This window comes from Gardnerella sp. KA01001 (genome assembly GCF_049244025.1).
Lineage (GTDB): Bacteria > Actinomycetota > Actinomycetes > Actinomycetales > Bifidobacteriaceae > Bifidobacterium > Bifidobacterium swidsinskii.
This window is the reverse complement of the sequence record NZ_CP058366.1, coordinates 168,623-188,208: the sequence shown is the minus strand read 5'-3', so window position 1 is coordinate 188,208 and position 19,586 is coordinate 168,623. Positions and strand designations below refer to the sequence as shown.

General features: G+C 43.6%; 17 protein-coding genes and 1 pseudogene. 16 read left to right on the top strand and 2 right to left on the bottom strand.

The features are described 5' to 3' along the window. Positions 1 to 251 precede the first annotated feature (251 nt). From HXT59_RS00905 to HXT59_RS00840, 14 genes and pseudogenes are all read left to right on the top strand, one after another. The gene (locus HXT59_RS00905) at positions 252 to 1,433 is read left to right on the top strand and encodes a 3-deoxy-7-phosphoheptulonate synthase (protein ID WP_102155462.1); all 1,182 of its coding nucleotides are present in this window, start codon (positions 252 to 254) and stop codon (positions 1,431 to 1,433) included. 113 nt (positions 1,434 to 1,546) lie between these two features. After that, the gene (locus HXT59_RS00900; protein WP_012913803.1) at positions 1,547 to 2,044 is read left to right on the top strand and encodes a hypothetical protein; all 498 of its coding nucleotides are present in this window, start codon (positions 1,547 to 1,549) and stop codon (positions 2,042 to 2,044) included. After that, positions 2,037 to 2,747, top strand: a complete 711-nt coding sequence (mtnN, locus tag HXT59_RS00895; protein ID WP_012913804.1) for a 5'-methylthioadenosine/S-adenosylhomocysteine nucleosidase — start codon at positions 2,037 to 2,039, stop codon at positions 2,745 to 2,747. Before HXT59_RS00900 ends, mtnN begins: the two co-directional genes overlap by 8 nt. 206 nt (positions 2,748 to 2,953) lie before the next feature. Beyond that, positions 2,954 to 4,180: a phosphate ABC transporter substrate-binding protein PstS gene (pstS, locus tag HXT59_RS00890; protein ID WP_012913805.1), complete on the top strand. Its 1,227-nt coding sequence runs from the start codon at positions 2,954 to 2,956 to the stop codon at positions 4,178 to 4,180. 106 nt (positions 4,181 to 4,286) lie between these two features. Then, positions 4,287 to 5,234 carry a phosphate ABC transporter permease subunit PstC gene (gene pstC / locus HXT59_RS00885; protein ID WP_064621725.1) on the top strand — a complete coding sequence of 316 codons (948 nt, stop codon included), beginning with the start codon at positions 4,287 to 4,289 and terminating at the stop codon, positions 5,232 to 5,234. Then, positions 5,235 to 6,272, top strand: coding sequence for a phosphate ABC transporter permease PstA (gene pstA / locus HXT59_RS00880; RefSeq protein ID WP_004109758.1), 1,038 nt, complete (start codon positions 5,235 to 5,237; stop codon positions 6,270 to 6,272). It abuts the gene before it with no gap. Between the two features lie 88 nt (positions 6,273 to 6,360). Continuing rightward, positions 6,361 to 7,140, top strand: coding sequence for a phosphate ABC transporter ATP-binding protein PstB (pstB, locus tag HXT59_RS00875; RefSeq protein WP_004109757.1), 780 nt, complete (start codon positions 6,361 to 6,363; stop codon positions 7,138 to 7,140). A 253-nt stretch (positions 7,141 to 7,393) separates the two neighbouring features. Next, entirely contained in the window at positions 7,394 to 8,788 is a 1,395-nt protein-coding gene (locus tag HXT59_RS00870) for an NCS2 family permease (protein ID WP_012913808.1), read from the top strand. Between the two features lie 391 nt (positions 8,789 to 9,179). Beyond that, complete coding sequence (gene rplJ / locus HXT59_RS00865; protein ID WP_012913809.1) at positions 9,180 to 9,701, top strand: 50S ribosomal protein L10; 522 nt, start codon at positions 9,180 to 9,182, stop codon at positions 9,699 to 9,701. 97 nt (positions 9,702 to 9,798) lie between these two features. Next, complete coding sequence (gene rplL, locus HXT59_RS00860; protein WP_004105575.1) at positions 9,799 to 10,179, top strand: 50S ribosomal protein L7/L12; 381 nt, start codon at positions 9,799 to 9,801, stop codon at positions 10,177 to 10,179. Positions 10,180 to 10,329: 150 nt separating this feature from the next. Then, positions 10,330 to 10,503: pseudogene (locus tag HXT59_RS00855) on the top strand (peptidase); the annotation flags it as partial. A gap of 553 nt (positions 10,504 to 11,056) precedes the next feature. After that, on the top strand, positions 11,057 to 12,373 hold the full coding sequence (locus HXT59_RS00850; protein ID WP_288231015.1) for an FHA domain-containing protein: 1,317 nt from the start codon (positions 11,057 to 11,059) through the stop codon (positions 12,371 to 12,373). Between the two features lie 17 nt (positions 12,374 to 12,390). Next, a complete protein-coding gene (locus HXT59_RS00845) occupies positions 12,391 to 16,149 on the top strand; it encodes a helicase (RefSeq protein WP_421783917.1) in 3,759 nt (1,252 codons plus the stop codon). Next, complete coding sequence (locus tag HXT59_RS00840) at positions 16,146 to 16,349, top strand: hypothetical protein (protein ID WP_004109746.1); 204 nt, start codon at positions 16,146 to 16,148, stop codon at positions 16,347 to 16,349. The genes HXT59_RS00845 and HXT59_RS00840 overlap by 4 nt, the downstream gene beginning before the upstream one ends. 131 nt (positions 16,350 to 16,480) lie before the next feature. On the opposite strand, the gene HXT59_RS00835 is transcribed toward HXT59_RS00840, so the two are convergent. Both HXT59_RS00835 and HXT59_RS00830 read right to left on the bottom strand, forming a co-directional pair. Further along, complete coding sequence (locus tag HXT59_RS00835) at positions 16,481 to 17,260, bottom strand: hypothetical protein (protein WP_353885018.1); 780 nt, start codon at positions 17,258 to 17,260, stop codon at positions 16,481 to 16,483. 112 nt (positions 17,261 to 17,372) lie between these two features. Beyond that, positions 17,373 to 17,549 (bottom strand): FmdB family zinc ribbon protein, encoded by a 177-nt coding sequence (locus HXT59_RS00830; protein WP_004574103.1) that lies wholly within the window; start codon positions 17,547 to 17,549, stop codon positions 17,373 to 17,375. A gap of 309 nt (positions 17,550 to 17,858) precedes the next feature. Between HXT59_RS00830 and HXT59_RS00825 the strand changes: the two genes are divergently transcribed. After that, positions 17,859 to 18,941, top strand: a complete 1,083-nt coding sequence (locus HXT59_RS00825; RefSeq protein ID WP_064622061.1) for a hypothetical protein — start codon at positions 17,859 to 17,861, stop codon at positions 18,939 to 18,941. Positions 18,942 to 19,113: 172 nt separating this feature from the next. Continuing rightward, entirely contained in the window at positions 19,114 to 19,407 is a 294-nt protein-coding gene (groES, locus tag HXT59_RS00820) for a co-chaperone GroES (RefSeq protein WP_004114319.1), read from the top strand. Positions 19,408 to 19,586 lie beyond the last annotated feature (179 nt).

Below are 19,586 nucleotides of genomic sequence, written 5' to 3'. Positions count from 1 at the left end.
GGCGCTTAAGCTAAGCCAAAGCGCCGCGCTCACTATTGCGAAAAGCACAGTGTGCTCTTCGCGTGAGCGCGGCGGTGCTTGCATCTTTATTCAAGATGCGTACACCGACCCCACCAAGTTATGTTGGACTCTCTGCGCGAGTTCGGCGGTGTTCTCGTCTTTATCTTAAGATGAGAACACCGACCCCACAGTTAGGTTAACTCTTTGCGCAAGCGCGGCGGTGCGCGTTTTGTTTTATAGGATGGTGACAGATGGCTTCTGCAGCTGAGCAGCGTACTTCTCGCGCGGTAAAGAAGGAAGTTGAGGAGGGGCGCAACCCTCTTAACTCTGCGAAGTTCCAGCGCTGGGAGGACCAGGTTGGTGTGGATCGCATTATTAACCGTCGCGTGCTTGAGCTGGAGCCGCTGCCGACTCCTGCTCAGGTGCTTGGCGAGTTGCCATTGTCGCCGTATGCGCAGGATATTGTTGCGCAGTCGCGTGATGAGATTCGTGGCTGTTTGAATGGCGACGACGATCGCCTTCTTGTTATTGTGGGCCCGTGTTCTGTGCATGATCCTAAGGCTGCTCTTGATTATGCGAGTCGTTTAGCTAAGTTGCGTTCGGAGCTCGAAGATGAGCTTCTTATTGTTATGCGCGTGTATTTTGAAAAGCCGCGCACAGCTCTTGGCTGGAAGGGTTTGATTAACGACCCGGATATTGACGGAACGCATGATATTCATAAGGGTTTGTTGCTTGCGCGTAAGACTTTGCTTGGCGTGTTGGATGCTGGTTTGGCTGCTGCTACTGAATTTTTGGAGCCGACTAGCCCTCAGTTTATTGCGGATGCTGTGAGCTGGGGTGCGATTGGTGCGCGTAATACTGAGTCTCAGATTCATCGTCAGCTTGCTAGTGGTCTTTCTATGCCGGTTGGTTTTAAGAATGCTACGGATGGTTCCGTTTCTGCGGCTGTAAATGGCTGCTTAGCTGCGAGCCAGCATCATACGTTCTTTGGTATTGATCATCTTGGTCGCGCTTGTGCTGTGCAGACTCTTGGCAACCCTGATTGCCATGTGGTTTTGCGCGGTTCTAGTAAGGGTCCTAATTATGATGCTGCGTCGGTTGCTTCTGCTGTTGCTTCGATTCGTTTGCGCTTGGGCACTGGTTGTATGGCTTCTAACGGCGTGGTTGTGGATTGTTCGCATGGTAATTCTGGCAAGGATGAGCGTCGCCAGATTGAGGTTGTGCGTGAGATTGCAGATCGTTTGGCTGATGGCGAGCAGGGTATTAAGGGCGTTATGATGGAGAGCTTCTTGCAGGGCGGCAATCAAGATCCTGCTCCTCTTAGCGAGCTTGAATACGGCAAGTCTATTACGGATCGTTGCATTTCTTGGGAAGATACTGCCAATTTGCTAAGAATTTTAGCTAAATCTGTAGCAACTCGCCGTAGAGCTTAGAGATTAGAGATTGTAGTAAGATAATCTCAATTAATTTCTACTTGGCTTATATTCCTTACTGTATTTGCCGCCTATTTTTGCATTATATTTTGCGTACAAGGGAGTGTGTTGAAATGTATAACAAAGACTTGAATAAAGCTAATAAAGCGAATAAAGGTTTTATGTGTAAAGCATTACCGGTGGTGCGTTATATATTGTTAGCTTTGATTTACAACGGTGTGCTTTTGTTGGCTTTTGCATGGTATCGTGGCACGCATAGCGCTGGGTATACGCTTGTTACGTTTTCTGCTTTGTGGTTTAGCGTTTTTATACCGTTTGTAACTGGGATTGCTTTAATTGTTTTTGCTAGCGGATGGCGTCGCATTGTTGGTACTTTAGTTTGTGTGCTTCTTATAGCTGGATTTTTTGCTTTTCTTGCTTTGCAGGATCAAATTATTGCGTTTTTCAATGTTCCTGTTGTGAATCCTTGGTTTGATTTTACGTGCGGAGCATTGCTGAAAATTGCGACTTTGACTTTTGTTATTATGACTTTAGTATGCGTGTTTTTGGTTAAGAATAACGATAAATGCGTAAGTAGCGAAGTAAAAAAGGATGATTCTGCTAATGCCTAGTACTGAGAAAATTACGAAAGTCGCTGTTGTTGGTGCTTTAGAGGAAGAAGTTGCGCATATTGCCAGTGCGCTTGAAAACGTGACTCACGATCACTCTGCAAGTCTTGATGTATCTTGCGGCACTCTTGACTCGGCGAATGGCAGTAAAATCGAAGTCGCGGCTACTGTTGGCGGAATGGGTCTGGTTAATGCTGCTGCAACTGTGCAATATCTTATTGACGCATATAACCCTCAAGTCGTAATTTTTTCTGGTATTGCAGGAAATCTTAATAAAAATTTGCATACGAACGATGTTGTTCTTGGAAAAACTGTAAAATATCTCGATACCGATATGCGCTTAATCGGTCAATGGAAGCCATTTGCAAGCGAATTTAATTCGGATGATTATCTTCTTAAAGTAGCTAGTAAAGTGCTTACCGATATGAAAATCACGCATATCGCTGGCACTATTGCATCCGGCGGATATTTTGTTGATTCGCCAGAAAAAGTAGCGGAGGTAATTGCAGCTACTCAAGCGGATGCTGTGGAAATGGAAGGCGCAGCAGTCTTGCATGTGGCTGCTCGTAACGACGTTCCTGCACTTGTTGTGCGCGCAATGAGCGATAATGCGGATACAAAATACGAGGATTTTCACACTTTTGATATTTCCGAGTATGCGGACACTGCTGCAAAAATTACGGTAAATATTCTTCGCAATTTGTAGCATTTCGACACGCTGATGTGGTCGCCGACCTTCATTTTGCTTAAGTCGCGTTAAATATAGCGCCAAATACCGCCATTTTTGGTACCCACTTTATTTTTGCCGGTGAGGTTTTACCCACCTGTTTACGATGGTTGCGTTAATAAAAAAAGATAGGGATTAATTAAGAAAATGCGCCCAATTCGCAATACGGCTATAGGAACGCGAAAATGTGGTGGGGCGCAAGGCAATTCTTCGCGAAAGGAAAGAAGAATATGCGTAACGATATGAATAAGTCAAATATGAATAAATTTAATACGACTAAAAGCGCACTTAAGTTCCGCAGTATTGCTGCGGCGGCGCTAACTTTCGGCTTGTGTGCAACCTGCTCTGCTTGCGGAGACAATGTTCCTGCTGATAATTCCAATGCGTCAGGTTCGCAAAACACTAAGATCTCCGGCAATTTCCAAGGCTCGGGTGCTTCTTCCCAGCAGGTTGCAATGGAAGCGTGGATTGCAGGATTCCAATCTAAAAATCCGGGTGCAAAAATTGCTTACAATCCTACTGGTTCTGGTGCTGGCGTTACCACTTTTATGACTGGTGCCACGGCTTGGGCTGGTTCAGACAAAGCATTGAGTAACGACGAAGTTGAAAAGTCTAAGTCGGTTTGTGCTCATGGAACTACGGCTTTCGATGTGCCTGTGTATGTTTCACCAATTGCGATTATTTTCAACCTTAAAGGTGTTTCGGATGCTGGCAAGCATATTAATTTGGACGCTTCGACGATTGCTAAAATTTTCGACGGAAAAATTACGCGCTGGAATGATGAGGATATCAAGAAACAGAATCCTAAGCTAAAGCTTCCAGACACCCCGATTACTGTTGTTCACCGCTCCGATAAGTCCGGTACAACGCAGAATTTCTTAAGCTACGTGAAGGATGCAGCTCCGGACGATTGGAAATATGATCTTTCTGAAAACTGGCCGAATAGTGTCGGTCAAGGTGCAAAGGGCACTTCGGGCGTTGTATCTACTATTCGCATGGCAAATGGTGCGATTGGTTACGCTGATTTTTCACAGGTCGGTAAGCTCGGTACTGTTGCAGTGAAGGTGGGGGATACTTACAATGAGATTTCTCCGGAAGCTGCTTCTAAAACTTTAGCTGATTCTGAAATTGACGCAGACGCTTCTGCAAAATATCCTAATCGCGTTGTTATGAAAATTAATCACAATACGCAATCTAAGGGTGCTTATCCAATTGTGTTAGTTTCTTACGATATTGCTTGCCCGGTTTATAAAGATGCTGGAACTGCTCGATTTGTGAAGTCTTGGCTTAGCTACGTAACTAGCGCGGAAGGGCAGAATGCTGCTTCTTCTGCTGCTGGAACGGCTCCACTTCCACAAAATTTGGTAAGCAAAATTAACGCATCGATTAAGTCTGTTAAAACAGGAAAGTAAAAACTTTACAAACTGATATTATGAACGTATCGGTTATAAAGGAGAATGATTGAGTTCTACGAAAAATGCGAAAGCAGTTGCGAATAGTGCAAACGAAACTGCTCAAATTTCTGAGAGCAATAGCAAAAATTATGTTGGCACTCATCTTGTAGACCGTCTTTTTAAAGGCGTGGCTGCAGGCTGTGGCATGCTAATTTTGCTTGTTCTTACAGCAGTTGCAGTATTTCTGCTGTTTCGTGCTTTGCCGTTATTAAGTGGAAATCACAATCAAGTAAGTCATGTGTTTGCTGATTTTACTGGTGGTAAAGCGCATGATTTTATAAGCTATGTGGCTCCGCTTATTTTTGGCACAGTGCTTATGTCTGCGCTCGCGCTGCTGTTCGCATTTTTTGTGGCAATTGGTATTGCTCTGTTTATTTCGTATTATGCGCCTAAAAAAATTGTTCCGCTTTTGAGTGGAGTAATTGATTTGCTTGCTGCGATTCCGTCCGTAATCTATGGTTTGTGGGGTGGATTGGTTTTGGTTCCAGCTATGTATCCTTTCTGGGATTGGGTTTCTAAACTTTTTGGCTGGATTCCGCTATTTTCTGGTCCGGCGGCTAATCCTTCTCGTTCTGCTGCTACGGTTGCATTAGTTTTGGCTGTGATGATTTTGCCGATTATTACTTCTATGGCTCGCGATATTTTCCAGCAGGCTCCTCGCTTGCAGCAGGAAGGTGCGCTTGCGCTCGGCGCTACGAAGTGGGAGATGATTAAGTTAGCTGTTTTGCCGTTTGCAAAGTCTGGTATTGTGTCGGCTTCTATGCTTGGGCTGGGCCGTGCTTTGGGTGAAACGATGGCAGTTTTGATGATTTTGTCTCCTGGATTTACTTTTGGTATCAATATTTTCAAGGCTTCTCAAAATCAAACTATTGCCGCAAATATTGCAGCGCAGTATCCGGAAGCGAACGGACTTGGCGTAAGTGCGCTTATTGCAACCGGCTTAGTTTTGTTCGTTATTTCTTTTGCAGTCAACTTTATTGCTCGCAAAATTACCGGAAAGGCGGGCGCATAAATGGAGCATCAAATTAATAAATCTAACGAAGGTGCTGAAGTCTTCGCAGAAAATTGCGTAGAAAATCGCGCAGAAAATTCTGCGGCTCCGGTTATTGACTTCAACAAATTCCGCCCAACTCGCTCACACATAGCTGCGCGCAAACGTAAAGACATGCTTATGCGCGTGCTGATTTTCTTGTCTTTTGTTGTGGCACTTATTCCGCTTATTTCTTTGCTTTTAACAACCATTATCAATGGTATTAAGCGTTTAAATTTTGATTTTCTCACTCATAACATGACTTACGTTGTGGGCGGAAATGCTACTGGAACTGGCGGTTACGGCGGAATTTTGCACGCGATTATTGGAACTCTTGAAATAACGCTAGGAGCTATGGTTATTTCAATTCCGATTGGTTTAATGTGTGCTGTTTATTTGGTTGAGTATGCTCGCGGAAACAAAATTTCGCGCATAATTAATCTGCTTGTTGACGTTATGAGTGGTATTCCGTCTATTGTTGCTGGATTGTTTGCATTTTCTATGTTTGCTCTTCTTGCTGGTCCTGGCACAATCAATGGTTTTGAAGGATCTGTGGCTCTTTCACTTCTTATGATTCCAACAGTTGTGAAGTCTTCTCAAGAAATGCTAAAAATCGTGCCTAACGATTTGCGCGAGGCGTCTCTTGCTTTGGGAGTTACTCAGCAGCGCACAATTACAAAAATCGTTTTGCGCACTGCTCTTCCGGGAATTGTGTCTGGCTGTATTCTTGCGGTTGCGCGCGTTATTGGCGAAACTGCACCACTTCTTATGGCTTCAGGCTTTATTGCTTCCACGAATCTCAATTTATTTGATGGGCAAATGACGACTTTGCCGGTGTACGTTTACCAAGAATATTCCAAACTTTCTGCGAATTGTCCAGCTAATGCGCCGGCTTCTTGTGTAACGTCAATTCCGATGGAGCGCTCGTGGGCTGCAGCTTTAACGCTTATTGTGTTGGTGTTGTTGCTAAATATTTTGGGGCGAGTTGTAGCTCGAGTGTTTTCTGTAAAGACGAAATAAAGCGAAGTAAATCTTAAATAAAGTGAGTTAAAGCAAAGCAAAATAAAACAAAGCAAAGCGAATTAAATTTTTAGAAAGTGAGCATAAAATGGGTCAGCGAATTGATGTGAAGCACTTAAATATTTACTATGGTGATTTTCTTGCTGTAGAAGATGTAAATATTAATATTGAGCCAAATAAAGTGACGGCTTTTATCGGACCTTCCGGATGCGGAAAATCAACAGTTTTGCGCACTTTAGACCGCATGCACGAAATCACTCCTGGCGCGCGAGTAGAAGGTCAAGTGCTTCTTGAAGGCCGCGATTTATACGGTAAAGACGTGGACCCTGTGGCTGTCCGCCGCGATGTTGGCATGGTTTTCCAGCGTCCAAATCCTTTCCCAACAATGTCTATTCGAGAAAACGTGCTCGCTGGAGTTCGTTTGAATAATCGCAAAATTGCTAAGAGTGATGCTGACGATTTAGTTGAGTGGGCTTTACGAGGCGCGAACTTGTGGAATGAAGTTAAGGATCGCTTAGATAAGCCGGGTATTGGTCTTTCTGGCGGTCAGCAGCAGCGACTTTGCATTGCTAGGGCTGTGGCTGTGCATCCGCAAGTTTTACTTATGGACGAGCCTTGCTCAGCTCTTGACCCTATTTCTACGTTGGCTGTAGAAGATTTGATTAATGAGCTTAAGCGTGACTACACGATTGTGATCGTGACGCATAATATGCAACAGGCTGCGCGTGTTGCGGATTACACGGCATTCTTTAATTTGAAAGCTGTAGGTCAACCTGGTCATCTGGAATACTTTGCAGACACAACTACTATGTTCAACAATCCGCGCAATGCTGAAGCTGAGCGTTATATTTCCGGTCGTTTTGGCTGAGTTGTTATATACTTCTTTGATTTCGGTGTATTTCCTTGGTCAGCACGTGCGCGTAAGGTCAGAGCTGTTCGGTTGTTCAAAGGTTTCGCAATTTTCATAATTTTATGTGAGATTTTGTGATGCCTTCGTTCATTCGACGAGTCGCAGTAACCTCTGCGTGAATGCCCAAATGTAATTGCGTACGCGATTGCTCAAGTGCTTTCGCCGCGCTTTTCTGGTCTTTTGCGCTTGTAAACCAAGGAACAGAGAGTATATGGAAAAGTTCTTCCATCTCAAAGAAAACGGCACGAATGTATCAACGGAGATCACTGCAGGTCTCACTACATTCTTCGCAATGTCGTATATTATCGTCGTAAATCCAATGATTTTAAGCCAAACTGGCATGCCTAAAGGTGGCGTTTTCCTCGCTACAATCATCGCAGCAATCATTGGTACCCTTGTTATGGGCTTGTTTGCTAACGTACCTTACGCACAGGCTGCTGGCATGGGTCTTAACGCATTCTTTACTTACACAGTTTGCTTCGGCCTGCATTTTACTTGGCAAGAGGCCATGTGCATGGTGTTCTTGTGCGGTTTAATTAACATTATTATTACCGTTACCAAGATTCGTAAAATGATTATTCGTGCCATCCCGACTTCGCTTCAACAAGCAATCGGCGGTGGCATTGGTTTATTTGTGGCCTATGTGGGCATGATGAGTGTTGGCTTGATTACTTTTACTTCCAAGGATCCTGCCGCCGCTGCAAAGAGTAAACCAACTGCTGCTATTCCAGGTCTTGCTGTTATGAATAACCCTGTGCTTTGGTTATTCCTTATTGGACTTCTTTTTGCTATTGTTCTTACAGTTCTTAAAGTTCGCGCAAGCTTGCTTATTACAATTATTGCAACTTCTTTAATTGGTATTCCTTTGGGATTGACTTCTTTGAACAATGCAGTGTCTGTTACTGACGCTTTTGCTCAGCTTCCAACTACTTTCGGTGCTATTTTTAGCGATAAGGGTTTTGCATCTTTGTTTGCTGATCCTGCTCGTTTGCCGCTTGTGTTGGTAACTATTTTCGCATTCTCAATGTCGGATACTTTTGACACTCTCGGCACCTTTATTGGTACTGGCCGTCGTACAGGTATCTTCTCTGAAGCTGACGAAAAGGCTCTTGAAAACGGCTCCGGATTTAGCTCCAAGATGGATCGTGCATTGTTTGCTGATTCTATTGCTACTTCTGTTGGCGCAATTTGCGGTACTTCTAACACCACTACTTATGTAGAATCTGCTGCTGGTATTGGTGCCGGTGGTCGCACTGGTTTGACTTCCGTAGTTGTGTCTATTTGCTTCGCGCTTTCTATTGTTCTTGCGCCTTTTGCTTCTGCAGTTCCTGCTGCAGCAACTGCAGGCGTGCTTGTTGTTGTTGGTTGCATGATGGCAAGCTCCTTGAAGGAAATTGCTTGGGATGATATTTCCGAAGCAATTCCTGCATTCTTTGCTGCCGTATTCATGGCGTTCTCTTACTCCATTTCTTACGGCATCGCTGCAGGCTTCATCATGTACTGCTTAGTTATGACTTGCAAGAAGCGTGCTAAGGAAGTTCATCCAATGCTTTGGATTGTTTCCTTGCTGTTCCTGCTTGATTTCGTTGCTAATGCTGTGCTGTAAATGTGCATTTAATGTAAGGGTGCATTTTGCAAGTAGTGAACTTGTGAAACATAAAATATAAAAGTAAAAATTAAAAAATTCGAGGGTATGTAAATTACATGCCCTCTTTTTTATTTTTATAGTATTTCTCTTGACATTGTCCTAACGGCGTATTAAACTTACCCAACGTAAACCACAGACCGTTGGCGGAATTAAAAATTCCTGAAATTGATGTGTCAGGCCAGCACAGGTTGAGCGATGATTTATAGCGAATTTCGTTATGAGTCGAAAATTTAAGCACGCCTTAGTGCTTCTTATGTTGCTCTGCCAGTGCGCAGGGCTTTTTTTATTGCTCTGTTTAATTAAGCTTGATGCGTTTCTTTCACCTACGGCCAATTTAGGAAGGAACGCCATGAAGAGGCCCGAAAAGGAAGCGGTAGTTGCCGAGCTTACGGAACTTTTCCGTAACGCAGACGCTATCTACCTCACCGAGTACCGCGGGCTTACCGTTCCGCAGATTTCTACTCTGCGCGAAAAGCTAGGCCGCGATACTTCCTACTCTGTGGCTAAGAACACGCTTGCTCGTATTGCTGCTAAGGAAGCGGGCATTGAAGGTCTCGACGAGCTTCTCGCCGGTCCAACTGCAGTCACCTTCGTTAAGGGTGATTTCATTGAGGCTGCTAAGACCTTGCGTGATTTTGCCAAAGAGAATAAAGCCCTCGTAATCAAGGGCGGTTTCGCAGATGGAACCGTTTACGATGCCGAAGGTGCAAAGCAGCTCGCCGACTTGAAGTCGCGTCCACAGTTGCTTTCCGAAATGGCCGGCGCGCTCAAGGGCACCATGTCCAAGGCCGCTTACCTGTTCAACGCATTGCCAACCAAGGCAGTTCGTACAATCGACGCTTTGCGCGAGAAGCAGGAAAAGGCCGCTTGATTCCCTTGCAGCTTGCTGCATGAGACCAACCAAATGTAAAAATGTTATGGTCGTAAGGCATAAGGTATGCCCGGCCAAGTAAGAAAGGAAGCCAATTATGGCTAAGCTCACTAACGAAGAGCTTCTTGAAGCTTTCGGTGAAATGACCCTCGTTGAGCTCTCTGAGTTCGTCAAGGCATTCGAAGATAAGTTTGATGTCGAAGCTGCTGCTCCTGTAGCCGCTGTTGCCGCTGCTCCAGCTGCTGCTGGTGCTGCTGAGGAAGAGAAGGACGAGTTTGACGTCGTTCTCACCGCTGCTGGCGATAAGAAGATTGCAGTCATCAAGGCTGTGCGTGCTTTGACCAGCCTCGGCTTGGCTGAAGCTAAGGCTCTCGTGGACGGCGCTCCAAAGGCTGTTCTCGAGAAGGCTAAGAAGGAAGACGCTGAGAAGGCTAAGGCTGCCCTCGAAGAGGCTGGCGCTTCCGTTGAACTTAAGTAGTTCTAACTTTTTGTTGCTTTGCGTGTAACGCAGTTTTATGCGTGTGTGCATAGTGAAAATTAGGCGGTAGGATTATTCCTGCCGCCTTTTTTGTTGCGCTGCGACCTTTTCTTTACTTGCGCGTAAAGTTTCTGCCGCGCGTGTTATGCGAAGGTTGATGACAAGGCTGCCGCAAAGAAGTCTGATAAGAAGTCTGAAGCTAAGAAGTCTTCCGAGAAGAAGGCTGCTCCATTGGCTAAGACCGGTGCTGCTGTAGCTTTGGCTGCTGTTGCTGCTTCTGTGCTTGCTGGCATGGGTGCTGCTCTTCGCAAGATCCGTCACTAAGCTGAAATCTGATTCAGTGATGAATCATTTGGGCTTTAGCTTATTGGTTGATCGTTGAGTCGGTTTTACTGTGAATTACTTAGTCTAGTGTGCTGAAAGGTGCGCTAGACTAAGTGCTTTTGTAAAAAATTTTGTGCTCTGCACGCTGTGTAGATCTTTTAGTTTTATACAGCAATTAATTGGTTTGCGTTTGCTTGTTGATATGGTTTGCCAAATTTCCTTTTTTACTATTGATTCAGGCTTCGTTAACCGATTAATGCTGAGCACTTTGCGTTGTTGCTTTCCGCTAGGGACGGTTGGTAATATCGCAAGTTTCGAGGCTCGGAAGTTTCTTCCGAGCCTTTTGTTATTTCCATTTGCATAAAGATTTTAAAAATTATTGCAAATAAAATTCTTTGCAAAAGTTCTAGTAAAATTCCTTATAAATTTTCTTGTAAAATCTTCAAATATGAATATGTGATATTTTTATGCTTAAAATCAACAAATACTAGCGCAATATACACAAAGCATGACACAATAGTAAGTAGTGTGTTTTTTGAAGGGAGCAGATCACGTGAGTGAGCGACAAACCGTGCAGCGCTGGATGATTACAGTTGGTGGTGTCGAGCAGGCACGTGTGGGTGCAGGTCAGTCTGTAGAGATTGGTCGAAAGCCTATACGCCCGTTGCGTGAAGATGGTTTCGCGCGCGTCGACATAGTGGATAATAAACGTTCTATGTCAAAGAGGCATGCGCTGCTAATTGTAGACATGCGAGGCGTGGCAACAATACGAGATTTGCATTCAACTAACGGTACATATTTAGTCAGCGCAAATGGTGATTTGCTGCGTCTAGAGCCTGATGTTGATTTTCAGCTTCCAGATAACTTAATGCGCATGCAATTCGGTGATGTTCCTGTTGATTTTGTGCGTGTAGAAGAAGAATCTGCTGAAGTTGAAAAAGATAACGCAGTGCGTAATCTGTTCTCTTATGCTACAGATGAATCGCATGATGAGCCTGCAGCTTCAGATTTATCAGTAGATCAAATTCTTGATTTGCGCGCTGGTGAGCCAACAGGTGTTTTCCATGCTCAATCAGTTTCGCATCCTGGATTGTCTTGGAAACAAGGCATGCAGAATCATACTCAGCTCAATGATGATTCGCAAACAGATGTTGCTCCAATCAATCATGATGTAACTTTGCCTGTTATGCGAGAACAGCAGGAGGTTCCTGTAGAGCCGCGTAATTTATTTGCAGATGCGCAAGCGATTCAGCAAGAAAGTTCAACTAAAGAAGAACCTTCACAACAAGATTCTGTGATTTCTTCGGTTTCTGCAGTTGATCAAGCTGATTCAGTTGCTCAGGTTTCTCCGGTTACGCCAGTTAATTCGGAAACAGATGTATTGCAAAACGAAAGTTCTCAAGAATTTCCAGTATCTCCATTAAATTCAACTGAAACTTTTGCTGAAAATATTGCCAATACTTCAGCTTTTAATAGTGTAAATACAGGTTCTAATAATCTCGATATTAACAGTTTTGGCTCTACAAATCTCGACTCTAATAATCTCGATATTAACAATTCTGATGCGGAGTACACACCTGCATTTGAGCCAGGCTCCGTGTTTGAAAAAGTGTCAAAAGGCGAATTTGACTCTCAAGAAAATGTAGTGGAAGCCGGCGGATTTACGTCAAAAGAAGCTGAAGAAAGTAGTGATTTTTCAAAGCAATTTGAGATGGCGCAATATTCGCAGTTGCTTCCGTTTTTGGCTGCAAACACTGGGTTATATGATGACTTATACGCGTGGCTCGCAGCTCAAGGTAATTCTGAAGTAGATGCTGCACTAGCTAGAAACAGCGGTTATAGTGCATATCGCAAAGCTATTGAACAGTAAGCAAGTAGGGTGGGAATATGAGTGATACAAACAACGTGGAGCAGGATTCGTCAGAGCAAGTTTTTACTGATACAGTAGTTGAAAATACTACGTCAGAAGATGATTCTTTAGAAAAATCTGGCTCTAACAATACCAACAGCGCTCGTACTAACGCTTTACAACATATAGTTGGGTGGAAGCAGCAATATCAGGCTCAGCTATCTCCTTCTCCACTAGAAGATATAACGCAACTTGCTGCACAATTAGAGTTGACGCATGCTCATCCTTCCGGAATTGCGCAACTTTTTGCAAGCGGAAAAGTAACGTTAAAATCTTTATTCCGAGACGCTGGAATGTTGCGGGCTGCTGGGCGAAGGCTAGATCGAGTTTTTGAAGATAGAGACGCAAAAGCACACGAAAGTGGCGTTTCCGAACTTTCTTTAATAGTTGGTGTTGCATCGTGGAATGGCAACCATGTGCCTGTTCTTACGTATCCTGTGAAAGTTGTTCGTGACACTAATCAAGATGAGACCTCCGCCACTATTTATTTCTCTGGAAGTGTTGGGCTGAACAATTCGCTTGTGTCGCGTTTAAGTGAGCGTGGTGTTCAACTTAGGGAAGATGTTTTATTCGACGGATCTCAATATGAAAGTGGAACGCCAGAAACTTCTGTAGTGTTTGATGCTATTTGTAAGCAAGCTCGCTCAGCTTTTACAGATTTTGATATTGAGCGCGATATTATACTTGGCTGCTTTACAGATGCTGGTTCGCGTTTTGTAGCAGAAAGTGAACAAATTATTAACGCTTTGCAATCTGGCAATGTTGGGAATGCGATGATTGACGCTATGGCTGGCGATGATCGAGCTATTCATAAGCTTCAGTCTGCAAATAAGCTAGAATATAGTCCTTTCGACGCAGATCCTCATAGCGAATGCGAAGTTGGTGAAGTAGATAACGTTGTGCGTTATGCAGCGGAGCTTGTTGCTTCTGGAAATTCTCTGTTCGTGGATATTGATTCGGGCTCAGATTCAGCTGCGATTGCTGCTGCGATTGCTTCTCGTTCTGTGATTGCAGGACATTCTGTGTTGTATGTGCCTAATGTTGTTGAGCAGCAGAGGCGTTTCCGTTACACGTTGAATACGCATGAAATTTCCTCATTAGCATTAGACGTTGCGGATGGTCATATTGCTAAGCATGTCGATGCGCAGTTGATTGCAGCAGTTGGTGCTAGACATAGTATTGCGACTTCACGATTTGAGCAGGTTGCAGATGAGTTGGTTGGAGTGCGTTCTCGCCTTACTCGTTATTTAGGCGATCTTCATGGTATCAACGAAACTTGGGGAGTATCTGCATATCAAACAGTCCAGAATCTTGCAGCAATTGCAATGTTTCCAACCCATCCGTCTACGCATGTGCGTTTGGATGTTTCCGCAGCGCACGCCATGACCGGTCATATTGAAGAGTGGTCGAAAAAATTCCACCAAGCCGATGAGCTTGGAGAGTTTAGGATAAATCCTGAAGATACTCCTTGGTTTGGCGCGTCGATATTTGACGAAAATGAAGCTATATCTGTATATCAGCGTGTTGTAGACGTGCTTCTTAAGCTTCTTCCAGCAACTCGAGAACAAGTTAAAAGCACTGTGCAAAGCTGTGGTTTCCCTGTGCCAACAACAGCTCGTGAGTGGAGTCGTCAAGTTACAGTTCTCAAAAATTTGCGACGTGTACTTGACGTATTCCAGCCTGAAATTTTTGAGCGCGATTTAGATGCAATGATTGAAGCGAGTAAGCCGAAAGTTCAGCGTAAAGCCGAAGGCACAATTATGGGCTTCTGGGAACGTAGACATCATGTTCGAGAAGCGCGCAGCTTGCTAAGAGTTGGAGCTAAAGTCGATGATTTGCATGAGGCATTAAAGATTGTTGCGCAGCAAGCAGCTCAGTGGCGTACTTTCGTGCCTCACGGCGGATGGCCTGTTTTGCCGCCAAAATTGGATGATATTGTAAATACTCAAGAATTATTAGCAAGGCATTTAGTTGCTCTTGATGCAGTGTTAGCAACAACTCTTAAGGGCGCAGATCTTGAAAATATTGAATTTGCGCAGCTTGAAGCTCGTTTGCAAGATTTGCATGACGACAGAGCATCTCTAGATACTCTCCCTGGTCGTTGCAATTTGGAGCGTGAGTTCAGCAAAGCGGGCTTATCTGATTTAGTTAGCGATTTGCGTCGTCGCAACGTTACAGGTAATGCAATTGACGGTGAGTTGCAATTGGCTTGGTGGACTACTGTTTTTGAAGATATCGTTAATTCTTCTGCAATTATTTCTCACCAAGATGGCTCCGCAATGCAAGATGTCTCTGATCGATTCGTGCAAGTTGATACAGAACATGTGCGTTCAATCGGTCCAATGGTTCAGCAAGAAGCTATGAGGCATTTGTGCGATTTATTGTTCTCGCACACGCAAGAAGCTAATCAGTTACATACTATGCTTGCAGGAAACCGTTCTGGAATTACTTTTAATAAATTATTGCGCAATTATGCGGAACTTGTGTTGGCTGCGAAACCAATACTTGTAGCTATGCCATCTACTCTTACTATGATGACTCCGTTGAGACCTATTGCAGATACTGTAATAATTGATTCGGCATCTCATATATCAAATATTGAGTTGCTATCTATTTTGTCTCGTGCTCGTCAAGTAGTAGTTTTAGCGCATAAGCAAACAGTAAGTTCTGAAAGTTTGCGTTCGCTTATTTCATTACTACCATCTGTAACAGTAGTTTCTAGAGCAACAAGGCGCTCGCTTCGTTTAGCGCGATTCTTGGAAGAACATGGTTACGGAAAGTTGCGTCATGACGTTCCTGTTGAACGTTTGCAAGGTAAAGTTCGTTTGCATCAAATTGAAGCAACTGGAGTTCCAGTAATGTCTTCTGGGCTTATTGAAAGCAGCCAGCGTGAAATTGATGAAGTAGTTGAGCTTATTCGTCAGCGTGCGAATACGTTTACGGTTGTTCCTTCAAGCTATGTGCTTGTCGTAGTTACGTTGACAAACGTGTTCCGCAGTCGTTTAGGAGCAGAGTTGAAGTCTTTGTCTATTAAAGACGAAAACATGGCTAGATTCTTGCGACATGTGAGACTTTTGGGCGTTAATGAAGCTTCTGGAGCAATAGCAACAGATGTAATTATGTCGCTTTGCTATGCAAAAACATCTCATGGCAGACTTCTTCAGCAGTTTGGATTGCTTGAAGAAGAAGGTGGAAGCAGTATGCTTCTTGACGCTTTGGCTCTAGCTCGTCGTCATCTAGATATTGTTAGTGCGTTTACGTCTAAAGATATGGAAGATGAGCGTTTGCACCAAGATGGTCCAAAGCTTTTGAAGAATCTTTTGCAATGGGCTGAGAAGTTAAGTGATAAGCCGCTTCGTCCAGAAGATGCTAACGATGTTGAAGCGCAAATTGCTGCAGAAGCTGCACAAAGAAATGTGCTATTTACTGATTTAGCTGAGCGTATTCGCTCGCGTGGATTAAAAGTTGCAGTCAACTATGGCTTCGATAATGGCGTTAGAATTCCTCTAGTAGTTGGACTTGCGGACAAGTCATTTGCTGTTGCTGTGCTTACGGATGATGCGCAATTTATGAGCGTGCAATCAACTCGTGAACGTCATCGCATGATTATTCAGGATTTGGAATCCTTGGGCTGGTCAGTTATGACAGTGTGGAGCGTTGGAGCTTTTGTCAATCCTGAAAAAGAGGTTGACCGTGTTGTTTCTCGTCTCGGGGAATTGTATGGTGACAACGAATGAGTAAATACGATCCCAATAGAAGATCTCCCCGTAGGTCGGTTAGGGTTGTTCGTGAAGGCTCGGAGCTTTTTGATGCAGATGGCGTTAAACTCGAGCCTTCTGACGAGCTTACTTTGCAACAGCGTAATCAAGACGACGATAATCGTATTTTAAGCGAATTGCCGCCTCACTGGGCGGTGTTTTCCGAGCGTATTAGTTGAGCTTGAAATACGCGAGAAGTAGCAGAATGATTTATTCTTGTTGCTGCTTGTTGCTGACTGGTCATTATCGCTAATTGCTAATAATTACCGCTGATTTCTACTAATCGTGTACGTATTCCATGACGGCAATCTCATTGTGACAATTTCATGGCAACAATTGCCAAAGAGGGGTTTGCAGACTGAGCTTGTAATAATCGCAACGCATCTGCAGCAGGCATAGCAAGAGTGGTAGTATTTTGCTGATTTTGTGAAACTTGGGTGCTTTGAGTTATTTGCATTACCGTAACATTATGAACTACGCTAACATAGCGTTCGTCAATTTCTGCAATATTGTTTTCTTCAATATCGTGGTTTTTGTTTTTATCGTTATTTTCTATAGTGCTGCTTTTAGATTTTTCGTTGTTGTGACTTTCTGCATTTTTAGAGTTAGAAATTTCTTCATCTTGTACCGGCTTGCTAAAAGCTAGATCAATTTTTTCGCCAGGAAGCAGTGTGTGATCTGCACTAGCTAAATGAATGGTAATAGAAGTGAATCCTTCTGGAATGCGCGGAATTTTACTCAATAGTGTTTGCAAAATTGGCATGCCTTTACGTATTTCGCATGTTGCAATAATAGAAGCATTCGCACTTATATTATTAGATAGCGCTTGATTAAATACTTTATGTTTAGGCACTCGAACGTATGCAATATCGTTTACGCTAACGCGTGAACCTTGCTGAATATTGTGTTTAGCTACTGCTATAACTTGAGTTTCTTGTGAGTCAATAATAGTTGACACAACGAGTAAAGCCATCATTCCAGCACATAGCACAATAATGATTTTCCGCATGAAAGCGCGTTGCCTTCGCTGCAATAACGCACTATTTTTTGCGTTATTTTGAGATTTAAATAAAGAAAAATTTATGCTCATACCTGTATTTTGAAATATAAAAAATGCAAGAGCAAGAAAAATTGCGCGCTGTGGATAAAACCTATTAGCGCGCAATATTTAAACAATAATTAATATTTATAATTTTACAAAATCATTTATCGGTTCGATAAAAGCCTTTGCCTTTAAAGTTGATTGGAGGAGCAGAGTACACTTTGTGCACTGCATCTTTTCCGCACTGAGGGCAAATGGTAATAGGGTCATCTGAAAATGATTGATGTTCTGAAAAATCGTATCCGCATTGCTTGCAACGATAATGATAAGTAGGCAAAAGTCCCTCCGAAGTTACACGAGCACGTAAGTAGAAACTTACTGTTCCTTCACATATCCTAGTACATACTATGACAGTTATTATAAGTGTTAAATTTGCTTAGTAAATGATTGTGGCACAGCATATTGTGTGATGGCGCGCGCAATAATCCCACATTTTGGCGACACGCCGAAATGTTTATGTTGCTACACATCCTATGACTTCTTTATATTAATAGTTATGGGTTATGAATCGGTGAGTGCGGTACTCGTATTAGTCATCCTCGTAGCCTTATGGTTCGGGTGGTTGCCTAAACGCACGGTTAACGGCATGAAGTCTATGCTTGAACATCGCGAGGATAGGTTTTCACCAACACTTCATCTTGTAGGTGAGTGGAGTACTGCGCGCATTTGCGACGGTACTAGTATGTTGGCAAAAGGGGCTTGTATGCAACCGACACAACAAAAACGAACATTAACTCCTGAATATATTGCGCGCATTCGCGCTGCTAGGCGTGCTGCAATACGCCGTCGTTGTGTGTTGGTAGTTGCGCTTGCTGCCTTGACTTTTGTCGTATTCTTAGCAGGATGCTCTGGTATATTTTCTCCAGTTTTTGCTCTTATTCCTGGAGCTATGTTGGCAGTAGTGCTTTATTTTGGAGCTCGTGCTTCTAAGCATGCTCGTGCTTGGGAGGCGCGTATTGCAACAATGCGCGCTGCTTCGAAATGCAAAGCTGAGGATGAGCTGTGCGAACGCCATAATAGTGCTGTTATACGCCAGTTGAAAGATTATTCTTCTGCATCTGATTCTGATTTTAATGGAGAAATCAACAGTAGTGATGCGATTTCTCAAAACGACAGTGCTGAATATTCTGTATCTCAGACTGTAGTGCCTGTTCGAAATGATGCGTCTCGTGACAATACTGAAACTTCGGTTATGGAGCAGAGCGAAATTCGTGTTGCGTTACATCGTGCGGAGCAAGAGCGCAATGCAGCGTTGCGTGAGCGTTTGTATAAAGAAGAATCTGAATCTAAAGAGTCTAATATCGTTGAGGCGGAAAATAAAGACGCATACGATTCTTCTAACGCTTTTGTGGCTTCGGAGCAAAACTATCAGTCTAATCAAGATTTAATTTCGTTCTCGCTTGATTCACAAACTAAGTCTGATTCAGGTAATGCTAATTTAGCATCTCGTACTCCAGAAAGTTTGGAAATTAAGTCAACTAAGCAAGTAGTTAAAGCTGTACCAGTTGCTAATGTTGATAATGCCAATGACGCTGCTAATTTTGCTGCTACAAACTCTTCTCAGTTCCACGAAAAAGAAAAAGTGAGCGAAGTGGATGCTCCAGAGAGTTCTGAAGACTCACTCGGCGTGGCAAATTTGCATGATGTTCTTGCTCGTCGAAATGCATGATTTAAGAGTTTTCTAAAAATTTTCTTAAAAGATTAGCACTCGAGTTGTTAGAGTGCTAAATTCGCGGTATTATGAGGCATAGAACGTAAGTGCGGTTGCGGACGTGATCGTCAGCCTCGTCGGATTGTTTCTTGCGTACGAAATAGTATCTCTTATGAAAGGGGTGGCAACAGTGTCGATTAAGCTCACACCGTTGGAGGATAAGATTATTGTTAAGCAAGCTCAAGCGGAAACTCAGACTGCTTCTGGCTTGTATATTCCAGATAATGCCAAGGAAAAGCCACAGCAGGGTGAAGTTCTTGCCGTAGGTCCTGGTCGTCGCGACGATAAGGGCGAGCGCATTCCTATGGATGTTAAGGTTGGAGACAAGGTCCTTTATTCCAAGTACGGCGGAACTGAAGTGCATTATGAAGGTGAGGACTACTTAATCGTGTCTTCTCGTGATGTGCTTGCAATTCTTGGCTAGTATTTAGCCGGTTGAAACAATAAAACTTACGCTGGAAATGACGGAAACGTTGTTCCCAGCGTTTTTTATTGCGGTACGTAAGAATGTCTGTGGAATATTTGGATAGGCGGCAGAAACTTTACGCGGTTGTAAGGTTTTGGTCGGATTTTTGCTATTGCACAGTTAAGGCATGTGTGGAG